The organism is Solwaraspora sp. WMMD792 (genome assembly GCF_029626105.1).
Classification (GTDB): Bacteria; Actinomycetota; Actinomycetes; order Mycobacteriales; family Micromonosporaceae; genus Micromonospora_E.
The window spans coordinates 950700-972797 of record NZ_JARUBH010000009.1; the positions used below are offsets into that span (position 1 = coordinate 950700).

Below are 22098 nucleotides of genomic sequence, written 5' to 3' on the forward strand. Positions count from 1 at the left end.
GGTCCCCGGCTGGCCAGGTCACTTCTCCTCGGCTGGCCGGGTCACTGCTCCTCGGCGGCCGGTGGGACCGCCACGTGCAGCCGTAGCTGCGGCACCAGCATGTCGGCCACGTCCAACGCCCGCGTCGCCCCGTCCGGCTCCCAGCCGGCCGAGCCGAGGAACTTGCGGGTCGCCGGGTCCCGTTCGTACGCCCAGGCGAGCGCGGTGTCGAAGCCGTCGGTGCGCCACAGGTCCACGGCGGCGGCGAGCAGCCGGCTACCGTGTCCCCGCCGACCCCAGCGCGGCTCGACCAGCAGGTCGGTGACGGCGGCGACCCGGTCACCGAGCGCCTCGGCCGGTTCCTCGGGGGCCAGGGCCTGCTCGTCGGCCGGGCCGGACGCGGTGAAGCCCACCAGATAGGATTGCTCGGCCTGCTCGACGGCGACCAGCACCCGGTGCCGCTGCGACGGCGGATCGTTGATCGCGGCGTCCCACCGCTGCGCCAGCCAGTCCTCGTCCACCTCGTCGAGCACCTGCCGGGGCAGCAGCCGCCGGTAGGCGACCCGCCAGGTGGTCAACTGGATGCGGGCGATCTCACCAGCGTCGCCCGGTCGGGCAGGACGGACATATCCGAGCGCCATGAGTGGTCAGCGTACGGACAGGGGGGCGGCCATGCCGCAGCGGGCCGCCGGGGGCACCGGTCGGCGGGTGGCGATCGTCGCGGTGCTGGCGGTCGTCGTCGCCGGCTTCCTCGCCGTCGCCGCCGAACGGCACGGCTTCTTCGACCTCAAGGTCTACTACGGGGCGATGCACCACTGGCTGCGCGACGGCGGCCAGCTCTACGACCACATGAAGCCGTTCAGCCAGTACGGGTTCACCTACCCGCCGTTCGCCGCGCTGGTGATGTCGCCGATGGCGGTCCTGCCGTGGCATCTGGCGATCGTGGTGAGCGTGACGCTCGCCGTGGTGACCAGCGCGCTGGTGCTGTGGTGGCTGGTCGACCCGATCTCCCGCCGCGAGGGCTGGACCCGCTGGTTCGCCTTCGCGGTCGCCGGCTGCCTGGTGGCCGCGTACGAGCCGATGCGTGAGACGGTGAACTTCGGCCAGGTCAACACGCTGCTGCTGGTGCTGGTCGCGGCCGACCTGCTGTGGCTGGTCGCGGCCGGGTCGCCGGTGCCGGCGCGCTGGCGCCGGTTCGCCGGGGTCGGGGTCGGCCTGGCGACGGCGATCAAGCTGACCCCGGGCATTTTCATCGTCTACCTGCTGGTCACCCGGCGGTGGCGGGCGGCGGTCACTGCCGCCGGTACGGCGACCGTGGCGACGCTGGTCGCGGCGGCGGTCGCCCCGGACGCGTCCCGGGAGTTCTGGACGCAGGCGCTGTGGAACACCGACCGGGTAGGTGCGTTGGACTTCGTCTCCAACCAGTCGTTGCGCGGAGTCGTCGCCCGGATCGATCCGCTGCATCCGAGTACCGTCGCCTGGCTGGTGCTGGTGCTGGTCACGTTGATCTGGTGGGCGTGGCGGTGCCGCCGCGCGGTCGCCGCCGGCGACGAGGCGACCGGGCTGGCGTTGACCGGCGTGGTCGGCTGCCTGGTCAGCCCGGTCACCTGGGTGCACCACCTGGTGTGGTTGCTGCCGGCGCTGATCCTGCTGGTGGACAACGGGCTGGCCGCAGCGCGGGGCAGTCGGCGGCGGCGGGCGTTGCTCGGCTTCGCCGTGGTCGGCTATCTGCTGCTGATCAGCCGGCTGGTGTGGATCTGGCGCGAATCCGACGCCGCGAACGTGGCCGGCTTCGTCGGCAGCAACGCGTACGTGTGGGTGAGCCTGGGGCTCCTGCTGTTCCTGCCGGTGCGCCAGCTGGACCGGTCCGCCCGCTGGCCGGCGCCGGCCGCCGGTCGACCGATCACATCGAGGTGAGGCTGACGCACGTCATCTTCGAACTTGACGTGCGTCAGCCTCACCTCGACGCCGGATGCCGGGTCATCGTGCGGCGGTGCCGGTGGTTGGGCTGGTCGGCTGCGGCTGCCGCCACATCGGCCACAGCGGCGGGCCGTTGTCGGGTAACGCCAGCGGGTGTCGGGTGGTGGGTCGGTAGCCGTGGCGTAGGTAGAGGTCGCGGGCGGCGGGGCTGGTGGCGACGAGGTAGCTGGCGATGCCGGCGGTATCGCAGATCCGGTGTCGGTGACGTAGTAGCGCACCGCCGATGCCATTGCGCTGCCGGTGCGGTGCCACCCCGAGGTACGCCAGGTAGGTGTGTGGTTGGCGCGGCGCGTGGGTGTGGAGCAGGGCGGCGAGTTGGAGGAACCGGTCGGCGTGGCGGCCGCTGATGCGTCGTAGCCGGGCGGTCTGCCGGTCGGTGGTGGTGTGGGCGATCGGGTACGGCAGCCACAGCGCCGCTGCGGCCCGGTCGATCGTCGTGTGGACGGTGCCGTCGGTCATCGCCTGGGCCAGCAGGCCGGGGCAGAGCCGCTGGTAGACGTCCCGCCGCCGTGCCGTGCCGGGGATCAGCCAGCGGGCGTCGGGGGTGTCTACGAACGCGTCGACCAGCACCCGGGCCAGGCGCGGTACGTCGTCCACCCCGGCCCGCCGCACCCGCACCGTGCCGGCGGGGCCGGCGGTCGCGGTCACCGCCGGCCCTGTCGGTCGTGCCGGCTCCGCCGGTCGTGCTGGCTGTGCCGGCTCTGTCCGTCGGCGGCGGCAAGATGCCGCACCAGCTCGTCGATCCCCGGCGGTACGGGGGTGAGCAGCTGCCGCAGCTGCCGACGGGCGGTGAGGGTGTCCACGCCGAGGATGTGGCCGTCGAGTCCGGTCGCCAGGCAGAGTCGGGTCAGCGTGCTGTCGTGCGCGCTGAGGCGGGTGCGGCGGCGTACCCGCATCGTCAGCCGCGCCCATGGCCAGGCGGCGGCGTTCGTGTCCACCGGCGGGTATGCGGTGTCCCGACGCCACCACCAGCGGCGGACCGTACGCGGCCGGACCACCCCGGCGATGGTGAGCCGGTCGGCGACCGTGCGGTACGCGTGCCCGGCGAGCCGGTCGATCCAGGCGGCCGGCGGGTGCGGTGGGTCGGTGTCGATCCAGCGCAGCACCGTACGCCCCCACGGGTCAACGGCACCTGGCGCGGCCGTGCCGGTGACGACCATGCCGGTCGCGGCGACCGTGACCGCGCCGACGAGGGCCAGGTCGGCGAGCATCGCGGCGGCCAGCCCACGCCGAATGGTCCGGGCCGGCACGCGTAGCGCGCCGGTGACGTCGTCGTGGGCGATGAGGAACAGTTCGTCGGCGAGCCACCCGGTCGACGGCAGCGGTACGGCCGGCTCCGCCAGCACCGCCGGTGCCGCTGCGGGTGATGGCGTTGACCAGTCGCGGGTGCAGGTGCGGTAGACGGTCACCGGCGGGCCCGCCTCGTCCAGGCCAGGAACCGGGTGAACAGTTCCCCCGGCGTCGCCTCCTCGGGTAGGTCGGTGATCGCCTCGACCATCCGCTCGGCCGCGTACATGCTGCGGGAGATCGGGTCCAGGTTTGCGGTCAACTCGGCCCGCGCGTACTCGCAGGGCCAGTCGACCTGCGGCCCGCACCCGGAACAGGACCAGATTGGCCGTACGGGCACGTGCAGCCCGTCGTCGCGGCCGGTCACCGGTGCTGCACCCCGGCCTGGTTGCGCCACCGCCGCCCGCGTGGGCCCGACTGCGGTGGTGGTGGCGTGGTGCCCCAGGCCCGCTCGATCGGGGCGGTGCAGTCCGGGCAGGTCAAGGTCTGCCCGCACACCGGACACCACCGGTGCCGACACCGACACAACACGAACCCACCCACCACGCCAACGAGAAAACCGGCCACGGTCGCAAAGAAAATCCACAACGCTCCTCCAAGAGCAGACGCGAATTCGGTGTTTGATCGTGCGATCCGTTCACCTTGCGACGGCGTCGATGATGTGAGAGCGGGTCGCAGATTCAGTCGACCAGTATCGAGACGATCTGGGAATGCGCCCGAGCCGTGAACACCGGGAATGATTGGAGTAGCGGGTGAACTACGTGAACTTCAAACGCGGCGATTTGCTCAACCGGGAGGAGGATGATGAGTGATCGCTATCGGGAGGTGACTCGCTCGACTGCCGGCTCGGAGACCGGAGGCAAACACTTCATAAAGGCCCTGTTGATCGCCGGATCGCGGCCAGCAACGTACGCATCAATTGGCTGATAACCGCGCTCGGCGAAAAACGTAAGCGCGTCGGTGTTGCGTACGCCGGTTTCGAGGACTGCTCGCCGCGCACCCCACCTGGCCGCCTGATCTTCGAGGCAGGTCAACAGCGCTTTTCCGATCCCGAGGCCGCGTGCCTCGGGAAGGAGGAACGTCTTTTTGATCTCGACCGTGCCGGTGTCCCGCTCGTACCAGCGGCAACCACCACAGCCGACCGGGCCGCCCGGCCCGTAGGCGACGAGGAAGATGCCGTTCGGAGCAGCGAACGCCGCCGGGTCAAGAGTCACCGGCTCAGCGAAGCCGTACCGGCCAACCTGCTCCTGGTAGAAGCTGCGCAGCAGGAGCGCCGCGTCCGGGTGTTGCACGCTGCGTTCGAGCAGAGCAAACCCGGCAGGGAGCGCGGTGTGACTGTTCCTCACATCCTCGATAATGCCGCATCGAACTCCGGAAGGAATTCAGCTACCGGTGCGGAGCGGGACCGACGGGCCAGCATCGGGCGGAGCCCTCGGAGCTAGCTCCGCCCGCGTGGCGACTGCACCAGCGGCAGCAGCCCCAGGCCGGCCCGCATGACCGCCACGGCTTCCGGCGCGTCGCCGCGGAGGAGGTGCGCCCTGGCGAGGAACGTGAGGTGCAGCAGGCCGGACCGTGCATATGGAGGCGCACCACCGGCCCGGCGTGGAGTGATCATGGTGGTGACGGCACCCGTCAACAGGTTGATCCCCTCGTCGAGGAGCCGGCTGCGATTCGCGGTGGTCCGCTCCGCGAGGACGACCAGTCCCTGCCCGGTTTCGGCAGTGAGCTGCTCGGGATTCAGGTAGTACAGGAACGACGCTTCCGCCGAATCCTGACCATGGTCGAGCGCTTCGATAGCCCGATCAGCGGACCGACGAACCTGGACAGGTCCCCGTCAGCTGCCGCAGCGGTGGCTTCTCGTCCCAACAGTCGAGCCCGCAACCGCCGGTACGGGGAACGCCCCTCAGCGGCGGCAGCCTCCGCCAGCCGGACAGCGTGCGCGCCGTGGCCGGCGAAAGCCGACACGTAGCTCAGCATCCCGATGGCGTTGGCCGCCCGGTCGCTCGCGCCGGACGCCCGGCACACGCCGACGCTCAGCAGCAGATACCGCTCGGCAGAGCCGTAGCGACTGGAATCGAAGTGCAGCCAGCCCAGGAGCTGTGCCAGATCGGCGACGATGGCCAGCAGTCGCCGGCCGGTCGCCGCGTCATAGTTCGCGTGATCGACGAGATCAACCACGTTGCGCAGCTCTGCCGTGACGTATCGAAGACTCAACGTGCCGCCGCCCTGGCGGTCGTCGAGTTGGCGCAACGCCGCGACGTGCGCTTCGATCAGGTCCACCTGCTCCGCGAGCACGTACTCATGGCCGGCGCGATTGCGCGCCGCGAGGACAGCTCCCCGGAGCTGATCGAGAATCACAGCCGTCAGGTCAGCGCCGGACGCATCAGCGATCGGGCTGCTCGGCGCGGGTGTGGTGACGGCGAGTCGGCCGAGTTCACGCAGCAGATCGTCAAGATGCGCCATCGAGCCGAGGTCATCGACTGCCGATTGTCGCCGGGTCGCCATGCCGCCTCGCCCTGGCCACAGTTGAGCTACGGAAACCGGGTAGCCGAGCCGGTCGGAGAGCACAGCCGCAGCCAGGTCCGGAATGGGCTGCCGAGGGCAGAACCCGCGTCGTACCCAGGCGTATCCGGCAGTCGGGTCGAGCCGGAGTCGATCCCGCCCCTGACTGGAGAGCCTTGCATTGATCGCCGCCACAAACTGTCGTGGCCCCCACTCCGCAAGCTGCAACAGCTCGACCAGCGTTGCCGACGCCCTGTCCACCAGAACCTCCGCGTGTCGGTGTCCCCACCGCAAGCTACCGAGTGAGCGGTGCCGGCGGCTGTCCGCAAGCGACCACCCGTCAAAGTTCACGAGATTCACGGACGGGACTGCGGTGGACCGGCCGGCCGCTGGCGGGCTCTCGTGGCCCTCGTAGGGCGGATGACGAACTCTTCCGATCACATGTCAGCCGGCCAGGGTGAGGATCCGGTCGCCGGCGATCCGGGCCAGGTAGCGCACCTCGTCGAGCCCGACCGGGGTCTGGCCGGGTGAGCGGGGCACCTGGTAGACGCTGCGTTCCCCGTCCGGGCGCAGCCCGGCTGCCTGGTAGAACCGCCGGGCCCGCTGGTTGCCGTCGAGCACCCACAGTCGCATTGTGCGCCAGCCCTGCCCGGTCAGGCCGGCGATCGATGCGGTGAGCAGGAGCCGACCGACTCCGGTGCCCCAGTGGACGGGGTCGACGTACATGCTGACGATCTCGCCGTACGTCGGATCGAGCTGGTCCCGGTCCTGGTCGATCCGGTACGGGCCGAAGGTGCTGAACCCGACGATCTGCTCGCCTTCGGTGGCGACCAGGGTGCGGAATGGCTGCTCCGGGTCGGCGGTGCCGACGTCGCGGCGGCGCTGCGCCCAGGCGGCGACATTGAGCCGGTCGAGCACGTCGGCGGGGATCAGGCCCGCGTAGCCGGCCTGCCACGCGCGCACGTGGACCCCGGCGATCGCGTCGGCGTCCTCCGGGGTCTCCTGCCTGACTTCTGGCATATGGGGATTTCTATCCTGTTTCACAACCGACGTCCAGCAGCGCCGGCCGGGTGTCGGCCGGCGCCGGACGCGGTGCGGCCAGAGGCGGTTATAGCGCGGTCGGAGCGTGGCTAGAGCTGGACCACCTGGCCCACCCGGGGCGGGGTGCGACCGGCTAGGACCTCCAGCCAGGCGCTGCGCAGGGCATCCGGCCCGTGGCCGACCCTGATGTCGACCCATCCGGTGACGCTGGTGGCGAACCGCCGCCAGGCGTCGGCGAAGCGCCGGTCGAGGCCGTCGCGACCCCAGTCGACGGTGCGTTTGCGCATCTGGGCCGGGGCGAAGAAGACCTCGCCGGCGGCATCGGCGTTCGGGGTCTGGTTGGTCAGACCCACCGCCACGTCCCGGACCAGCCGGTCGCCGAGGTGCGCGTGCAGGGCGGCGCGGGTCGCCGGTACGCCGGACAGGTCGAGATAGACGGTCGGGATCCGGTCGAGCGCGGCCACGCCGTTGTACGGCAGCACCTGGTCGTAGCAGCCGAGTGACTCGGTGAAGGCGACGTTTCCGGGTGAGGTGAGGCCGACCAGTCGCGGGCCGCGGCCTCGCAACTCGAACGCGGCGGCGTACGCGGTCTTGCTGGAGGCGGAGGAGAGCACCACGGTCGAGGCGCCGTGGCAGTCGTTGTCGACGAGACGGTCGGCGAGCATGAACGAGGTGAAGAAGAGCGGCCGGTAGAGGATCAGCAGATCCTCCTCGTCGGCGCGGTACGCTTCGTCGCCTGTGGTCAGCCGGTACGCGTTGTAGGGCGACGGGAGTTCGCTTCGGTGTTCGCTGACGTCGCGGAACCCGGTCGGGTCCAGCCGGCCGGGACGCACGACCAGGTGGCGGGCGGGCGGCAGGTAGCCGTAGAGCCGCTGGCCGGCGATCACCCCGGTGACCCTCGACGCGACCACCTCGGCGAATCCCCAGAGCGGAACGAGCCCGTGGTCCGGCCCCAGCCCGTGCGGCTCGGGTGGGAAGAACCGCCAGTATCGCAGGGCGTCGCCGAGTACCGCGTACGTCACGTTGTTCGCGGTCACCCCGACCCGGTCGACTCGTAGCACCGCTTCGCCGTCGGCGGGGTCGGGTGCCGGCCTGTCGACCAGGACGGTTCGGGTGAGGTCGTCGCGCGCGACCGCCAATGTCCAGCTGGGAGCCATGCCGCGACGCTAGGGCAGGTGGCGACGACCGCACAACGTTCCAGCGGGCAGGCCGGTGATTCTACCGATGCGGTACGCGGACGGCGCCACAGAGACTGATGTGTGTCGATAGCCTTCCGTCCTTGAGGAGGATCTGGCATGCGTCCCACCATCATGAGCGGTGCGCGTCCCGTCCCGGGCTTCGTGACCCGGCTCTGCCTGACCGTCGCGTTGGTTGCCGTCGCGGGTGTCGCGGCGGCCGCCCCGGCGCAGGCGCAGACCAATCCGTACCAGCGCGGCCCGGCACCCACGCACGCGATCCTGGAGGCCAGCCGCGGCCCGTTCGCCACCAGCCAGCAGTCGGTCTCGTCGCTGGTCAGCGGCTTCGACGGCGGGGTCATCTACTACCCGACGACCACCAGTGAGGGAACCTTCGGCGCGGTCGCCATCTCGCCCGGCTACACCGCGAGCTGGTCGAGTCTTGCCTGGCTCGGCCCGCGGATCGCCTCGCATGGTTTCGTGGTCATCGGCATCGAGACCGAGAGCCGGTTCGACCAGCCGGGCAGCCGGGGTCGCCAGCTGCTGGCCGCGCTCGACTACCTGGTCGACCGGAGCCCGGTGCGGACCCGGATCGACCCTGACCGGCTCGCGGTGGCTGGTCACTCCATGGGCGGCGGGGGCAGCCTGGAGGCCGCCGTCGACCGGCCGTCGCTGCGGGCCGCGGTGCCGATCGCACCGTGGAACACGGACAAGACCTGGACCACCGTCGCAGTGCCGACGCTGATCGTCGGCGGCGAGTACGACACGATCGCCCCGGTCTACAGCCACGCGAAGCCCTTCTACGACTCGATCCCGGCCTGGACGGAGAAGGCGTACCTGGAGCTGAACGGCGAGGGGCATCTCTTCCCACAGGTCCCGAACACCGAGCTGGCCAAGCAGGGGGTGGCCTGGCTGAAGCGCTTCGTGGACGACGACACCCGGTACACGCAGTTCCTCTGCCCGGGGCCGTCCGGTCTGGCGATCGAGGAGTACCGCAGCACCTGTCCCTTCTGATCCGGCAGGTAGGCAGGCAGGCGGGGTGCGGGGTGGTCGCCGACCGGGCGACCACCCCGCACCGTTCCGTCACCCCGTGCTGCTTCCGTGTCCGCGACCTGTCGGCTAAATTGCAGTCAGAGTGCAGAAACAATTCTCGGAGGTTGCCGTGCCGGACACCGACACCGACACCGACACCGACCAGCTCCGTGACTCGGACCAGCCCGGCGACCCGGATCGGCTCCGCGACCCGGATCAGCTGCGTGGCGTGGTGGCCGGGTTCCTCCGCCGGCACGACCGGACCGGGGACCGGACCGCCTTCCTGCGGGCCCGGTTCGATGCCGGGCTGGCCTGGGTGCATCATCCCGTCGGCCTCGGCGGGCTGGGCCTGCCCTGGCATCTGCAGGCGGTCGTCGACGACGAGTTCACCCGGGCGGGTGCCCCGGACAACCGCCCGCGCCGCAACAGCATCGGCCTCGGGATGGCTGCGCCGACGCTACTGCGCCACGGTACGCCACAGCAGCAGCGGCGCTGGCTGCGCCCGCTCTGGACCGGTGAGGAGATCTGGTGCCAGCTGTTCAGCGAGCCCGACGCCGGCTCCGACCTGGCTGCGGTGGCGACCCGCGCCGAGCGGTCCGGCGACGGTTGGCTGGTCGACGGTCAGAAGGTCTGGACGTCGCTCGCCCACCGGGCCCGGTGGGCGATCCTGCTCGCCCGCACCAGCTCCACCGGCCGGTGCCACGCCGGGTTGACCTACTTCGTCTGCGACATGACCGCACCGGGAGTGCAGGTTCGTCCGCTGCGCCAGCTGACCGGTGAGGCCGAGTTCAACGAGGTCTTCCTCACCGGGGTCCGGCTGCCCGATGCCATGCGGATCGGCGAGGTGGGCGAGGGCTGGCAGGTCGCCCGTACCACGCTGATGAACGAGCGGGTCGCCATCGGCGGCCGGCCGCTGGCCCGCGAAGGCGGCATGATCGGCGTTCTCACCGACGTGTGGCGCCGGCATCCGGAGGTTCGGCGTACCGGCCCGCACCAGGATCTGCTGCGGCTGTGGGTCCGGGCCGAGGCGGCCCGGCTGACCGCGCTGCGCCTGCGTCAGCAGCTGGTCGCGGGACAGCCCGGACCGGAGGGCTCCGCGGTGAAGCTCAGCTTCGCCGAGCTGAACCAGCTGATCAGCGGCCTGGAGATCGAGGTAAGTGGCGCGGCCGGCCTGCGGCACGACGACTGGACGATGCGCCGCCCCGAGGAGCCGGACCTGCTCGGCCGGACCGCCACCTACCGCTACCTGCGGGCCCGCGGCAACTCCATCGAAGGTGGAACCTCGGAGATCCTGCGCAATGTCATCGCCGAGCGGGTGCTCGGCCTGCCGAGCGAACCCCGGGTGGACCGATGACGAATCTGCTCTACGACGAGACCGAAGAGGCGCTGCGGGCGAGTGTCCGCGCGTTGTGTGCGGCGGTCAGCCCGACCGGGCGCGTGCTGGCCCGGTTGGCCGCCGACGAGCCGTACGACCCGCGACTCTGGCAGCGGCTCGCCGACGAGCTGGGCGTCGTCGGGCTGGCGGTGCCCGAGGAGTACGGCGGTGCCGGCGCCGGTCTTCGGGAGGTCGCCGTGGTTCTGGAGGAGCTGGGCCGGGCCGTGGCGCCGGTGCCCTATCTGGGCAGCGCGGTGGTCGCCACCCGGGCCCTGCTGCGCTGCGGTGCGACCGAGCTGCTCGCCCCGGTCGCGGCCGGTCGTACCCGCGCGGTGCTGGTGGTGCCGGTGTCGACCGCACCGGGAGACGACTGGCCGACGGTCGAGGCCGGGCCAGCGGCGGCACCGGGCGCGGGCTCCGGCGCGGCGACCGTTCCCGGCGCGGCGACTGTCTCCGGCGCGGCTACCGTTTCCGGCGCGGTGACCAGTGTCGCCGACGCGCTCCCCGCCGATCTGCTGCTCGTCCCGGCCCGGGACGGGCTCTACGCGGTCCGGGCCTCCGACCCGGGAGTGCGGATCTCCCCGGTGGTGTCGCTGGACGGCACCCGGCCGCTCGGCGACGTCGACCTGACCGCCGCCCCGGCGGTCCGGCTCGCCGGCGGTTCGGCGGCGGTCGTGGCGGTACGCGACGGGCTGGTGGCCGGTGCGGCGATGCTCGCGTCGGAGCAGGTGGGGGTCGCCGAGTGGTGTCTGGACAGTACGGTCCGCTACGTCCGCGAGCGGTTCCAGTTCGGTCGCCCGGTCGGCTCGTTCCAGGCGGTCAAGCATCGGCTGGCCGATGTCTGGGTGGGTATCGCCGAGGCCCGGGCGGTGGCCCGGTACGCCGCTGACCGCGTCGCGGCTACGCAGCCACCGGGCCCGGCACCCGTTGACGCCGAGACGGAGCTGGCGGCGGCCGTCGCCGCGGCGCACTGCTCGGCGGTCGCGGTCACCGCGGCGGAGACCTGCGTGCAGTTGCACGGCGGAATCGGGTTCACCTGGGAGCACCCGGCCCACGTGTTCCTGAAACGGGCCAAGAGCAACGCCGTCATGTTCGGTACGCCCGACCGGCACCGCGCGGCGCTGGCCCGGCTGGTCGACCTGCCCGGCCCGGACGTGGCCTGACCGGTCGTGCCCGGCCCGGTCGGCCGGCCCGCGTCCGCCATCGAGTCAAAGATCATGCATCTGTAATGCATGATCTTTGACCCATCCTCTGATGACCGCCCGAGTCTTCAATCTGGTTCCAAGCAGGTTACACAGTTGCTTCGCGGGTGTTGACCTGGTGATCCAAAAACGTACACTGTCAGTGTAATTAATGCCCCCGGCCAAGGGACGGGCGATGGGACGAGGACTCGGACTGCGAAACGTCGGGGTGCGCTTCGGTGGGCTCACCGCCCTCGACGACGTCTCCCTCGACGTGCCGCCCGGCACCGTGATCGGGGTGATCGGCCCGAACGGCGCAGGTAAGACCACCCTGTTCAACGTCGTCTGTGGATTCGTGTCGCCGGACGTCGGCACGATGACCCTGGACGGGCAGCCGTTCCGGCCCCGCCCGCACCGGCTCACCCGACTCGGGATCGCCCGCACCCTGCAGGGCACCGGACTCTTCGCCGGGCTCACCGTCCTGGAGAACGTGATGACCGGGGCCAACCACCGCGCCCGGACCGGCTTCCTCGCCGCCCTGTTCGCACTGCCCCGGGCCGACCGTGACGAACGGCGGCTGCGTGCTGAGGCGCTCGACACCCTCGACCGGCTCGGCGTCGCCGCACACGCGGCACGGCTGCCGGGCACCCTGCCGTTCGCGGTCCGCCAGCGGGTGGCGCTGGCTCGGGCGCTCGTCGCCCGGCCCCGCCTGCTGCTGCTCGACGAGCCGGCCGGCGGGCTCGGCGACGAGGACGTCAGGCAACTCGCCGACCTGATCCGCGACCTGCCCGGTCAGGCCGTCGACCCCTGCGCGGTGCTGCTCGTCGAGCACCACATGGACCTGGTCATGTCCACCTGCGACCAGGTCGTCGTGCTGGACTTCGGCCGGGTCGTCGCGACCGGCACCCCTGAGCAGGTCCGCGCCGCTCCCGCGGTCGTCGAGGCGTACCTCGGCGCGGCGGTCGACGACCCGGCCCTCACATCCGGGCCCCGCTCGGCCGCGGCACCGCAACCGCCCGCGACAGCGGACGGGCGGTGACCCCGTGACCGCCGAGGAGCTGCTCACCGTCCGGGACCTTGCCGCCGGGTACGGGGCCGTGCCGGTCCTGCGGGACGTCGACCTGACCATCCGCGCCGGCACCATCGTCGCCGTGGTGGGTGCCAACGGCGCCGGCAAGACGACGCTGCTGCGGACCCTCTGCGGCATGGTCCCGGCGAGTGCGGGACGGGTGGTGCTCGCCGGCGCGGACCTGCGCGGCGTACCGGTCGAGGAGGTGGTCCGGCGGGGCATGGCGCACGTGCCGGAAGGGCGTGGGGTGATCGGCGAGCTGACCGTCCACGAGAACCTGCGACTCGGTGGGCTCTGGCGGCGCGACCGGGCCGACGCGGCCCGTGCCCTCGACGAGGTCTATCAGCTCTTCGAACCGCTGGCCCGGCGGCGCCGATGGCACGGCCACCAGCTCTCCGGCGGGGAGCGGCAGATGCTCGCCCTCGGTCGGGCGCTCGTCGCCCGTCCCCGGCTGCTGCTGCTCGACGAACCGTCACTCGGCCTGGCGCCCCGGGTGATCACCCAGATCATGGCGCTGCTCCGGCGGCTGCGGGACGAGACCGGACTGACCGTCCTGCTCGTCGAGCAGAACGTCCACGGCGCACTCTCCGTCGCCGACGAGGCGGTGGTCATGTCCCTGGGCCGGATCGTCGTGCGGGCTCCCGCCGCGCGACTGCGCGACGACGAATCGCTGCGCCACCACTATCTCGGCTTCTGACCGCCGAATCCCGGATCTCCGACCGCACCAGGAGGCCCCGTTGGACCGCTTCCTCTTCCTCACCCTCGACGGGCTGTCGCGAGGCGCGGTCTACGCCGCGTTCGCGCTGGCCCTCGTCCTGATCTGGCGGGCCGCCCGGGCGGTCAACTTCGCCCAGGGCGCGATGGCCGCCGCCACCGCGTACGTCGGCTACGGCGTCGCCGCCGCGACCGGCTCGTACTGGATCGGCTTCCTGACCGCGATCGCCGCCGGTCTGCTGCTCGGCGCCGCCGTCGAGCGGATCGTCATGCGGCACGTCGGGCACGCCTCCCCGCTCAGCCCGGTGATCGTGGCGCTCGGGCTGGTCCTGGTCATCCAGGCCGCGCTGGGCATCGTGTACGGCAACGAGTTCCGCCCGGCGCCGACGCCGCTGTCCCGCTCCGCCGTCACGGTCGGCGGGCTGCGCCTGCTCTCCCCGTACGATCTGTTCGTCTTCGGCGCCGTCGGGGTCGTCGTGGTCGCGCTGGCGTGGATCTTCGCCCGGACCGCCGTCGGCCTGCGGATGAGGGCGGCGGCCTTCGCCCCGGACGTGGCCCGGTTGCTCGGGGTACGGGTCGGCGGGATGCTCACCCTCGGCTGGGCGCTCGCGTCGGCCGTCGGGGCGCTCGCCGCGATGCTGATCGTCCCCACCGAGCTCGGCCTGCACCCGAACGCGATGGACCTGGTCTTCGTCTCGGCGTTCACCTCGGCCGTGGTCGGTGGTCTGGAGAGCCCACCCGGGGCGGTGGTCGGTGGCCTCGCCGTCGGTCTGGCCCTGTCCTACGTGGGCGGCTACGTGGGCAGCGACGTCACCCCGCTCGCCGTCCTGACACTGCTGCTGGCGGTGCTGCTGATCCGACCGGGCGGACTGTTCGCCACGACGACGGCGAGGCAGGTGTGAGCGCCTACACGTTGCCCCGTCACCTCGGCCTGCTCGCCGTCGGCGTACTGGCGGTGTTGGCGACCAGCTACCTGCTGGAGCCGTACCGGCTGTTCCAGGCCGCGACCGTGGCCGCCTTCCTCTGCGCCACCGCCGGCCTGACCATCCTCACCGGCCTGAGTGGGCAGCTCTCCCTCGGCCACGGTGCGCTGATGGCGGTCGGCGCCTACAGCCTGGCGCTCAGCCAGCGTGCCCTCGCCGAGCGCGGCCTGACCGGCGGCGGGGCGCTGCCGATCTCGCTGCTGGTGGCGGTGCTGGTCACCACCGCCCTCGGCGCGGTGATCGGGGTGGCGGCCGCCCGCATCCGGGGGCCCTACCTGGCGGGCGTCACGCTGACCGTGGCGATCGCGGTGCCCGCGCTGACGGTCACCTTCAGTGGGGTCTTCAATGGCGAGCAAGGGCTCGCGGTGCCGCTCGCGCCACCGCCGGGCGTCCTCGGGCCGTACTTCCCGTACGAGCGGTGGCAGCTCTGGCTGGCGGCGGCGGTGACCCTGCTCGCGTTGCTGCTGCTGACGAACCTGGTCCGGAGCCGGTACGGCCGGCTGCTGCGCGCGGTCCGCGACGACGAGGTCGCCGCCGGCCTGGCCGGCCTGCCGGTGGCCGGCATCCGGGTGCTCGCCTTCGTGGTCAGCGCCGCCGCCGCCGGACTTGGCGGGGCGCTGCTCGCGTTGCTGACCCAGAACGTCTCCCCGGGAGCGTTCTCGCTGGCCCTGTCACTCTCCCTGCTGACGGCGGTGGTGGTCGGCGGGCTCGGCCGGCTCGCCGGAGCAGCCTGGGGCGCGCTGCTGCTGGTGGCGTTGCCGGAGCTGACCCACAGCCTCGCCGAGGCGCTGCCGTTGACACCGGCGTTGGCGCACCGGATGGAGGGCAACCTGCCGTTGGCGATCTTCGGGCTCACCCTCGTCCTCGTCGTGATCGTCGCACCCGGTGGGGTGCAGGGACACCTGTCCCGGCTGGCCCATGCCGCGTGGACGCGGCTGCCGCATCGGGCGGCACCACCGACCACCTGACCACCCGACCGCCGCACCCGTACCGACCCGCACCCGTACCGACCCGCACCCGTACCGACCCGCACCTGTACCGACCCGCACCTGTACCGACCCGCACCCGTACTGACCCGCACCGATCAAGCACACCGTCACGACCACGCCAGCATCGAGAGAGGTGTCCGTCGATGTCACCCACCCTTCGTCGCGGTCTCGCGTCCGCCGCGTCCCTGACCCTGCTCCTCGGTCTCGCCGCCTGCGGCGCCGATCCCGGTGACGATTCCGGCGTCGCGACGCCCGGCGTCACCGACACCGAGATCCTGGTCGGCACCCACATGCCGTTGACCGGGCCGGCCTCGGCCGGATACTCCACGATCGCGCCCGCCACCCGGGCGTACTTCGAGCACGTCAACGAGGCCGGTGGGGTGTACGGCCGGAAGATCAACTACAAGATCATGGACGACGGCTACAACCCGGCCACCACTCAGCAGGTGGTGCGGGAACTCGTCCTGCGGGACGGCGTCTTCGCCGTCCTCAACGGGCTCGGCACCCCTACCCACACGGGCGTGCTCGACTTCCTGCACACCAACCGGGTCCCCGATCTGTTCGTCGCCTCGGGCAGCCGTACCTGGGACCAGCCGCAGAAGTATCCCGGCACCTTCGGGTTCAACCCGGACTACATCGTCGAAGGGAAGATCCTGGCCAGCCACGTGGCGGAGAACTTCGCCGGCAGAACGGTCTGCTTCTTCGGCCAGGACGACGACTTCGGCCGGGACAGCCTGGTCGGGGTGGAGAAGATCCTGGGCCCGGTGACCGACAAGCAGACGTACGTCACCAGCAACACCAACGTGGCACCACAGATCGGTGCGCTCAAGGCCGCCGGCTGTCAGGTGGTGATCCTGGCGACGGTGCCCGGTTTCACCGCGCTCGCCATCGGCACCGCCGCCCGGATCGGCTTCCAACCGCAGTGGGTGGTCTCGAACGTCGGCGCAGACCACCTGACCCTGGCCAGCCAACTCGGTGAGGCGGCCGGGCTGCTGGAGGGCCTGATCGGCGTCAACTACCTGCCGATGCACAACGACGAGACGAATCCGTGGATCGTGCTGTTCCGCCAGATCCACGAGAAGTACAACGCGGACGCGCCGTTCGACGGCAACACGGTGTACGGGATGGCGGTCGGCTACGTCTTCGTCCAGGCGCTCCAGGCGGCCGGACCCGATCTGACCCGTACGGCGCTGGTCGAGGCGGTCGAGCGGGGTGGCTTCGAAGGCCCGGGACTGGCCCCGCTGCGCTTCTCCGCCACCGACCACTCCGGGTACGGCGGGCAGCGGCTGACCCGGGTCAGCGGTGGGACGCAGGAGTACTTCGGGCCGACGTACGAGACGGATCCGGCCGATGGTCCGGTGAACGAGTACCCCGGCGAGTCGGCCACCCCGCCGGCCGACGGGATCCCGTCGGCGCCCTGAGCCGCCTTCGGCGGCGGTCAGGCCAGCCGTTCGATGATCAGGGCCATGCCCTGGCCGCCGCCGACGCACATGGTCACCAGCCCGGTCTGCCGGTCGTGCCAGCGCAGCGAGTTGATCATCGTGGTGGTGAGCCGGGCACCGGTCATGCCGAACGGGTGTCCGACCGCGATCGCGCCGCCGTTGACGTTGAGCCGGTCCCAGTCGACCCCCAACTCCTCGGCGCTCGGCACCACCTGCGCGGCGAACGCCTCGTTGATCTCCACCAGGTCGATGTCGTCGATGGACATGCCGGCCCGGGCCAGCGCCCGCCGGGACGCCTCCACCGGCCCCAGACCCATGATCTCCGGCGAGAGTCCACTCAGACCGGTGGCGACGATCCTGGCCAGCGGCCGGATGCCGAGGTCGCGGGCCCGGGTGTCGGACATGATCACCAGAGCGGCGGCCCCGTCGTTGAGCGGGCAGGCGTTGCCGGCGGTGACCGTGCCGTCCGGACGGAACCGCGGGGCCAGCGCGGCCACCGCGTCCAGGGTGACGCCGGGCCGTGGTCCGTCGTCGGCGGTGACCACCGTACCGTCGGGCACGGTGACCGGGGTGATCTCCCGGGCCCAGAAACCGGTCGCGGCGGCCTGCTCGGCGCGGTTCTGCGAGCGGACCGCGAACTCGTCCTGGCGTCGCCGGCTGACCCCGCGCAGCCGGGCCACGTTCTCGGCGGTCTGCCCCATGGCGATGTAGACGTCGGGCAGCGCGCCGTCGTCGCGCGGGTCCCGCCAGGGCGGGGTGTCGGCGCCGGCCCGCTCCGCGGTACGGGCCCGTGCCCCGGCGAACGCCGGGTTGGTGACGTCCGGCTGCCCTTCGGGGTACCGGGACACGCACTCCACGCCGGCGGAGATGAATGCGTCGCCCTCGCCGGCCCGGATGGCGTGCAGGGCCATCCGGGTGGTCTGCACGGACGAGGCGCAGTACCGGGTGACGGTGGTGCCGGGCAGTTGGTCGTGGCCGAGCAGGGTGGCGACCACTCGGGCGAGGTTGTGTCCCTGCTCGCCGACGGGCTGCCCGCATCCGAGCATCAGGTCGTCGAGTTGGTCGGCGGGCAGTTCGGGGACCTGGTCGAGTGCGGCCCGGACGATGGCGGCGGCCAGGTCGTCCGGGCGCAGGTCCCGCAGCGAACCCTTGGCGGCCCGCCCGATCGGTGAGCGGGCGGCGGCGACGATCACTGCGTCGGGCATGGCAGACTCCTTCGCGTGGCGCTATTTATGCACTGACAGTGCTTCTATCTTGTCTAGAAGTCAATGCGTCTGGCGGCCGCTTAGTGGCTGTACAGATGGGATATCTCATTGTTGACGAGGTGAAGGTCCCTCTCGTACTATACGCACTATGAGTGAAGCTTGCGGCAGGCTTTCCGGGCGGGTCGCGCTGGTGACCGGGGCCAGCCGCGGGATCGGGCTGGCCATCGCCCGCCGGCTGGTCGCCGAGGGCGCCCGGGTCGGCCTCACCGCCCGGCGGGCCGGCGCCCTGGACGAGGCGGTCGCCGCCCTCGGTGGTCCGGATCACGCCGTGGCGGTCCCCGGCGGAACCGACGATCCGGACCACCGCGCCGCCGCGGTACGCCAGGTCACCGAGACCTTCGGGCCGGTGGACGTCCTGGTCAACAACGCCGGGATCAACCCGGTCCACGGCCCGCTGGCCGGGCTCGACCTGGCGGCCGCCCGCAAACTGCTGGAGGTCAACCTGCTCGGCGCCCTCGGCTGGGTGCAGCAGGTCTGCGCCGCCGGGATGACCGACCGGGGCGGCTGCGTCGTCAACGTCTCGTCGATCGCCGGGCTGCGGCCGTCGCCGGGCATCGCGTTCTACGGCGTGACGAAGGCCGCCGTCAACCACCTCACCGCCAGCCTTGCCGTCGAACTCGCCCCGTCGGTGCGGGTGAACGCCGTCGCCCCCGCCGTGGTCCGGACCCGGTTCGCCGCCGCCCTCTACGAAGGGCGGGAGGAGGAGGTCGCCCGGGCGTACCCGCTGCGTCGGCTCGGCGAGCCGACCGACGTGGCCGGTGCCGTCGCCTTCCTCGCCTCGGCCGACGCGGCCTGGATCACCGGCCAGACCCTGGTCGTGGACGGCGGGATCTCGCTGGCCAGCCGGACCACCGGGTGAGCGGACCGGGACTGGCCGTCGCCGGTGCGCGGGTGGTGGTGACCGGTGCCGGGTCCGGCATCGGTGCCGCGTTGGCCGCCCGGTTCGTGGCCGGCGGCGCCCGGGTCGTCGTCAACGACATCGCCTCCGACGCCGTGCGTGCCGTCGCCACCCGACTCGGCGCGGCAGCCTTCCCCGCCGACGTGGCGGAGCCGGCGGCGGTGTCCGCCCTGGTCGGCTATGCCCGACGACATCTCGGCGGCATCGATCTGTACTGCGGTAACGCCGGTGTCGCCGGGAACGGCCCGGGGGAGCCGACCGACGAGGTCTGGCACCGCGCCTGGCAGGTCAACGTGATGTCCCACGTGTACGCCGCCCGGGAGTTGCTCCCACACTGGCTCGCCGCCGGCCGGGGCCGACTGCTCGTCACCGCCTCCGCCGCCGGCCTGCTCACCATGCTCGGCAACGCTCCGTACTCGGTGACCAAGCATGCCGCCGTCGGCTACGCGGAGTGGTTGCGGGCCACCTACGCGCACCGCGGTGTGACCGTCCAGTTGCTCTGCCCGCGTGGGGTGCGCACCCCGATGCTGGCGGCCGGCGGGGACCGGGCCGCCGCCCAGCTCGACGACGACGCCGTCACCCCCGAGCAGGTCGCCGACGCTGTCGGAGAGGCCCTGACCGACGACCGGTTCCTGGTCCTGCCACATCCGGAGGTCGCCACGTACCACGCCCGCCGGGCCGCCGATCCGCAGCGCTGGCTGCGGACGATGAACCGTGCGCAGCGGGAGCTGGAGCGACGCGGCGACCTGCCCGGTGCGGTGCCGCGACCGGCGGACGGTGCGGTGCCGCGACCAGCGGACGGTGTGGTGCCGCGACCGGCGGACGGTGTGGTGCCGCGAGTAGCGGACGGCGCGGCCGATGACTGAGCTGCCGGGCCTGGACCTGACCCGGCTCGCCGCCCACCTCGACCGGGCCGGGCCGGGGTTGTTCGGCGGGGCGCTGACCGGCGAGGTGATCGCGGGCGGTCGGTCCAACCTGACCTATCGGGTCAGCGACGGGCGACGGACGCTGGTCCTCCGTCGTCCGCCGCTGGGACACGTCCTGGCCACCGCGCACGACATGGGGCGGGAGGTCCGGGTGCTGCGGGCACTCGCGACCACCGCGGTGCCGGTCCCCGCGATACTGCACCACTGCCCGGATCCCGGCCCGGTCGGTGCGCCTTTCTACCTCATGGAGTTCGTGCCGGGGCCGGTCCACCGCACCGCAGCGGAGCTGGCCCGGCTCGGGCCGGCGGGGGTCCGCACGCTGGCCCTGGCACTCGTCGACACCCTGGCCGACCTGCACGCGATCGACCCCGCCGGGGTGGGGCTGGCCGGCTTCGGTGTCCCGGTCGGCTTCGCCGCCCGGCAGGTGCGCCGCTGGAAGCGGCAACTGGACGCCTCCCGCAGCCGGGACCTGCCGGGCGTCGACGAACTGCACGCCCGGCTGGCCGCGTCCGTACCGACCGCCGGGCCCGGCACCGTGCTGCACGGCGACCTGCGGGCGGACAACGTGGTGGTGGGCGATCTGCGGGCGGACGTCGGTCCGGCCGGCGGACACGGTCCGGGCGGGGGGCACGGTCCGGGCGGGGGTCACGGTCCGGTCGGGGGTACGCCGGGCGGTCGGCGTCCGATCCGGGCCGTGCTGGACTGGGAGATGTCCACCCTCGGGGACCCGCTGACCGACCTCGGGCTGACCCTGGTGCACGCCGGGCGGGTCCGGGTGCCGGGGCAGCCCGGCACCGACGAGCTGGCCGCCCGGTACGCCCGACGCAGCGGCCGGTCCCTGGACGACCTGCCCTGGTACCTCGCCTTCGGTGCGTACAAGCTCGCCGTCATCCTCGAGGGCGTCCACTACCGCTACGTACGCGGCCAGACCGTCGGCGAGGGATTTGACACGGTCGGTCAGCGGGTGCTTCCGCTGGTCGCCCAGGGACTACGCGAGTTGGCGAGGCGCTGATGGACTTCGGCTACGACCAGACGACCGCCCGGCTGCTGGCCGAGCTGCGCGACTTCATGACCGGGTGGGTCCACCCGGCGGAGGAGGAGTTCGAGCGTCAGGTGCGGGAGGCACCCGGGCGGTGGGAGCCGCCGCCGGTGCTGGACCGGCTGCGGGCCGAGGCCCGGCGCCGTGGGCTGTGGAACCTGTTCCTGCCCGGCGAGTACGGGGCCGGCCTGACCAACTTGCAGTACGCCCCGCTGGCCGAGCTCACCGGATGGTCGCCTTCGCTGGCACCGGCCGCGCTCAACTGCGCCGCGCCGGACACCGGCAACATGGAGCTGCTGGCCCGGTTCGGCACCCCGCAGCAGCGCGAACGCTGGCTGGTGCCGCTGCTCGACGGTCGGATCCGGTCGGCCTTCGCGATGACCGAGCCTGCGGTGGCCTCGTCGGACGCGACCAACATCGCCACCCGGATCGAACGCGACGGTGAGACGTACGTGGTCAACGGTCGCAAGTGGTTCGTGACCGGGGCGATGGACCCGCGCTGCGAGCTGTTCATCGTGATGGGGCGTACCGATCCGGCCGCGCCCGTGCGGCGGCAGCAGAGCCAGCTGCTGGTGGAGCGGGACACCCCGGGCGTCACGGTCCGCCGGGGCATGTCCGTCTACGGGTACGAGGACCGGGAGCACGGCGGCCACGCCGAGATCGACTTCGTGGACGTACGGGTGCCGGCGGCGAACCTGATCGACGTGGAGGGCTCCGGTTTCGCCATCTCCCAGGCCCGGCTCGGGCCGGGCCGGATCCACCATTGCATGCGGCTGCTCGGGATGGCCGAGCGGGCGTTGGAGCTGATGTGCCGGCGGGTCGCCGGCCGGCGGGCGTTCGGCGGGCCGTTGGCCGACCAGGGAGTGATCCGGGACTGGATCGCCGAGGCCCGGGTGCGGATCGAGCAGGCCCGGCTGCTGGTCCTCAAGGCCGCCTGGTTGATGGACACGGTCGGCAACCGGCAGGCGCACACCGAGATCCAGGGGATCAAGATCGTGGTGCCGGCGGTGGCCGAATGGGTCGTCGACCGGGCGGTGCAGGCGCACGGCGCGGCCGGGGTCAGCCAGGACACCGTACTGGCCCGGTTCTGGGCCCGGGCCCGGACGCTGCGGCTGGCCGACGGCCCGGACGAGGTGCACCGGCAGTCGTTGGCCCGGCGCGAACTACGGCGCCACGGCGGCGACGCGCGGCGTGTCTAGACTCGGCCGGGGAAGCCCACCG

Annotated in this window: 23 protein-coding genes; 13 read left to right on the forward strand and 10 right to left on the reverse strand. The window is 72.2% G+C overall.

Annotation, left to right across the window (positions count from 1 at the left end; all coding sequences use genetic code 11):
- Nucleotides 1–41 precede the first annotated feature (41 nt).
- Nucleotides 42–620, reverse strand: a complete 579-nt coding sequence (locus O7629_RS05855; RefSeq protein ID WP_278167966.1) for a GNAT family N-acetyltransferase — start codon at nt 618–620, stop codon at nt 42–44.
- A gap of 31 nt (nt 621–651) precedes the next feature.
- Between O7629_RS05855 and O7629_RS05860 the strand changes: the two genes are divergently transcribed.
- Nucleotides 652–1896: a glycosyltransferase 87 family protein gene (locus tag O7629_RS05860; RefSeq protein WP_278167967.1), complete on the forward strand. Its 1245-nt coding sequence runs from the start codon at nt 652–654 to the stop codon at nt 1894–1896.
- Between the two features lie 63 nt (nt 1897–1959).
- On the opposite strand, the gene O7629_RS05865 is transcribed toward O7629_RS05860, so the two are convergent.
- From O7629_RS05865 to O7629_RS05900, 8 genes are all read right to left on the reverse strand, one after another.
- The gene (locus tag O7629_RS05865) at nt 1960–2607 is read right to left on the reverse strand and encodes a GNAT family N-acetyltransferase (protein WP_278167968.1); all 648 of its coding nucleotides are present in this window, start codon (nt 2605–2607) and stop codon (nt 1960–1962) included.
- On the reverse strand, nt 2604–3368 hold the full coding sequence (locus O7629_RS05870; RefSeq protein ID WP_278167969.1) for a GPP34 family phosphoprotein: 765 nt from the start codon (nt 3366–3368) through the stop codon (nt 2604–2606). The genes O7629_RS05865 and O7629_RS05870 overlap by 4 nt, the downstream gene beginning before the upstream one ends.
- Nucleotides 3365–3613 (reverse strand): hypothetical protein, encoded by a 249-nt coding sequence (locus O7629_RS05875; RefSeq protein ID WP_278167970.1) that lies wholly within the window; start codon nt 3611–3613, stop codon nt 3365–3367. Before O7629_RS05875 ends, O7629_RS05870 begins: the two co-directional genes overlap by 4 nt.
- Nucleotides 3610–3744: a hypothetical protein gene (locus tag O7629_RS05880; RefSeq protein ID WP_278167971.1), complete on the reverse strand. Its 135-nt coding sequence runs from the start codon at nt 3742–3744 to the stop codon at nt 3610–3612. Before O7629_RS05880 ends, O7629_RS05875 begins: the two co-directional genes overlap by 4 nt.
- 317 nt (nt 3745–4061) lie before the next feature.
- Nucleotides 4062–4592 (reverse strand): GNAT family N-acetyltransferase, encoded by a 531-nt coding sequence (locus O7629_RS05885; protein WP_278167972.1) that lies wholly within the window; start codon nt 4590–4592, stop codon nt 4062–4064.
- A 391-nt stretch (nt 4593–4983) separates the two neighbouring features.
- Nucleotides 4984–6009, reverse strand: coding sequence for a hypothetical protein (locus O7629_RS05890; RefSeq protein ID WP_278167973.1), 1026 nt, complete (start codon nt 6007–6009; stop codon nt 4984–4986).
- A 183-nt stretch (nt 6010–6192) separates the two neighbouring features.
- Nucleotides 6193–6768 (reverse strand): GNAT family N-acetyltransferase, encoded by a 576-nt coding sequence (locus O7629_RS05895; protein WP_278167974.1) that lies wholly within the window; start codon nt 6766–6768, stop codon nt 6193–6195.
- Between the two features lie 110 nt (nt 6769–6878).
- A complete protein-coding gene (locus O7629_RS05900) occupies nt 6879–7946 on the reverse strand; it encodes a DUF2855 family protein (protein ID WP_278167975.1) in 1068 nt (355 codons plus the stop codon).
- Between the two features lie 138 nt (nt 7947–8084).
- Here O7629_RS05900 and O7629_RS05905 point away from each other — a divergent pair, with 138 nt between their 5' ends.
- The 8 genes from O7629_RS05905 (at nt 8085) to O7629_RS05940 (ending at nt 16728) form a co-directional block, all read left to right on the forward strand.
- Nucleotides 8085–8978 carry an alpha/beta hydrolase gene (locus O7629_RS05905; protein ID WP_123600609.1) on the forward strand — a complete coding sequence of 298 codons (894 nt, stop codon included), beginning with the start codon at nt 8085–8087 and terminating at the stop codon, nt 8976–8978.
- 148 nt (nt 8979–9126) lie between these two features.
- Entirely contained in the window at nt 9127–10350 is a 1224-nt protein-coding gene (locus O7629_RS05910) for an acyl-CoA dehydrogenase family protein (protein WP_278167976.1), read from the forward strand.
- Nucleotides 10347–11534, forward strand: coding sequence for an acyl-CoA dehydrogenase family protein (locus tag O7629_RS05915; RefSeq protein WP_278167977.1), 1188 nt, complete (start codon nt 10347–10349; stop codon nt 11532–11534). Before O7629_RS05910 ends, O7629_RS05915 begins: the two co-directional genes overlap by 4 nt.
- Before the next feature lie 214 nt (nt 11535–11748).
- Entirely contained in the window at nt 11749–12591 is an 843-nt protein-coding gene (locus tag O7629_RS05920; RefSeq protein WP_278167978.1) for an ABC transporter ATP-binding protein, read from the forward strand.
- Nucleotides 12592–12595: 4 nt separating this feature from the next.
- Nucleotides 12596–13318 (forward strand): ABC transporter ATP-binding protein, encoded by a 723-nt coding sequence (locus O7629_RS05925; protein ID WP_278167979.1) that lies wholly within the window; start codon nt 12596–12598, stop codon nt 13316–13318.
- A gap of 40 nt (nt 13319–13358) precedes the next feature.
- The gene (locus O7629_RS05930; RefSeq protein WP_278167980.1) at nt 13359–14237 is read left to right on the forward strand and encodes a branched-chain amino acid ABC transporter permease; all 879 of its coding nucleotides are present in this window, start codon (nt 13359–13361) and stop codon (nt 14235–14237) included.
- Nucleotides 14234–15286 (forward strand): branched-chain amino acid ABC transporter permease, encoded by a 1053-nt coding sequence (locus tag O7629_RS05935; protein WP_278167981.1) that lies wholly within the window; start codon nt 14234–14236, stop codon nt 15284–15286. The genes O7629_RS05930 and O7629_RS05935 overlap by 4 nt, the downstream gene beginning before the upstream one ends.
- 164 nt (nt 15287–15450) lie before the next feature.
- Nucleotides 15451–16728 (forward strand): ABC transporter substrate-binding protein, encoded by a 1278-nt coding sequence (locus tag O7629_RS05940; RefSeq protein WP_278167982.1) that lies wholly within the window; start codon nt 15451–15453, stop codon nt 16726–16728.
- Nucleotides 16729–16745: 17 nt separating this feature from the next.
- On the opposite strand, the gene O7629_RS05945 is transcribed toward O7629_RS05940, so the two are convergent.
- Complete coding sequence (locus tag O7629_RS05945; RefSeq protein WP_278167983.1) at nt 16746–17954, reverse strand: acetyl-CoA C-acetyltransferase; 1209 nt, start codon at nt 17952–17954, stop codon at nt 16746–16748.
- Nucleotides 17955–18102: 148 nt separating this feature from the next.
- On the opposite strand from O7629_RS05945, the gene O7629_RS05950 reads away from it, so the two are divergent.
- From O7629_RS05950 to O7629_RS05965, 4 genes are read left to right on the forward strand one after another with little or no spacing between them, the layout of a single operon-like run.
- The gene (locus O7629_RS05950) at nt 18103–18873 is read left to right on the forward strand and encodes an SDR family oxidoreductase (RefSeq protein WP_278167984.1); all 771 of its coding nucleotides are present in this window, start codon (nt 18103–18105) and stop codon (nt 18871–18873) included.
- Entirely contained in the window at nt 18870–19778 is a 909-nt protein-coding gene (locus O7629_RS05955; RefSeq protein WP_278167985.1) for an SDR family oxidoreductase, read from the forward strand. Before O7629_RS05950 ends, O7629_RS05955 begins: the two co-directional genes overlap by 4 nt.
- Entirely contained in the window at nt 19771–20850 is a 1080-nt protein-coding gene (locus O7629_RS05960) for a phosphotransferase family protein (protein ID WP_278167986.1), read from the forward strand. Before O7629_RS05955 ends, O7629_RS05960 begins: the two co-directional genes overlap by 8 nt.
- On the forward strand, nt 20850–22076 hold the full coding sequence (locus O7629_RS05965) for an acyl-CoA dehydrogenase family protein (RefSeq protein ID WP_278167987.1): 1227 nt from the start codon (nt 20850–20852) through the stop codon (nt 22074–22076). The genes O7629_RS05960 and O7629_RS05965 overlap by 1 nt, the downstream gene beginning before the upstream one ends.
- Nucleotides 22077–22098: the final 22 nt, after the last annotated feature.

What these genes read in the sequence shown, in the direction of transcription:
- O7629_RS05915 (WP_278167977.1), top strand. Translation starts at nt 10,347, where the DNA reads ATGACGAATCTGCTCTACGACGAGACCGAAGAGGCGCTGCGGGCGAGT.
- O7629_RS05905 (WP_123600609.1), top strand. Translation starts at nt 8,085, where the DNA reads ATGCGTCCCACCATCATGAGCGGTGCGCGTCCCGTCCCGGGCTTCGTG.
- O7629_RS05965 (WP_278167987.1), top strand. Translation starts at nt 20,850, where the DNA reads ATGGACTTCGGCTACGACCAGACGACCGCCCGGCTGCTGGCCGAGCTG.
- O7629_RS05940 (WP_278167982.1), top strand. Translation starts at nt 15,451, where the DNA reads ATGTCACCCACCCTTCGTCGCGGTCTCGCGTCCGCCGCGTCCCTGACC.
- O7629_RS05900 (WP_278167975.1), bottom strand. Translation starts at nt 7,946, where the DNA reads ATGGCTCCCAGCTGGACATTGGCGGTCGCGCGCGACGACCTCACCCGA.
- O7629_RS05945 (WP_278167983.1), bottom strand. Translation starts at nt 17,954, where the DNA reads ATGCCCGACGCAGTGATCGTCGCCGCCGCCCGCTCACCGATCGGGCGG.
- O7629_RS05895 (WP_278167974.1), bottom strand. Translation starts at nt 6,768, where the DNA reads ATGCCAGAAGTCAGGCAGGAGACCCCGGAGGACGCCGACGCGATCGCC.
- O7629_RS05855 (WP_278167966.1), bottom strand. Translation starts at nt 620, where the DNA reads ATGGCGCTCGGATATGTCCGTCCTGCCCGACCGGGCGACGCTGGTGAG.
- O7629_RS05860 (WP_278167967.1), top strand. Translation starts at nt 652, where the DNA reads ATGCCGCAGCGGGCCGCCGGGGGCACCGGTCGGCGGGTGGCGATCGTC.
- O7629_RS05960 (WP_278167986.1), top strand. Translation starts at nt 19,771, where the DNA reads ATGACTGAGCTGCCGGGCCTGGACCTGACCCGGCTCGCCGCCCACCTC.
- O7629_RS05920 (WP_278167978.1), top strand. Translation starts at nt 11,749, where the DNA reads ATGGGACGAGGACTCGGACTGCGAAACGTCGGGGTGCGCTTCGGTGGG.
- O7629_RS05950 (WP_278167984.1), top strand. Translation starts at nt 18,103, where the DNA reads ATGAGTGAAGCTTGCGGCAGGCTTTCCGGGCGGGTCGCGCTGGTGACC.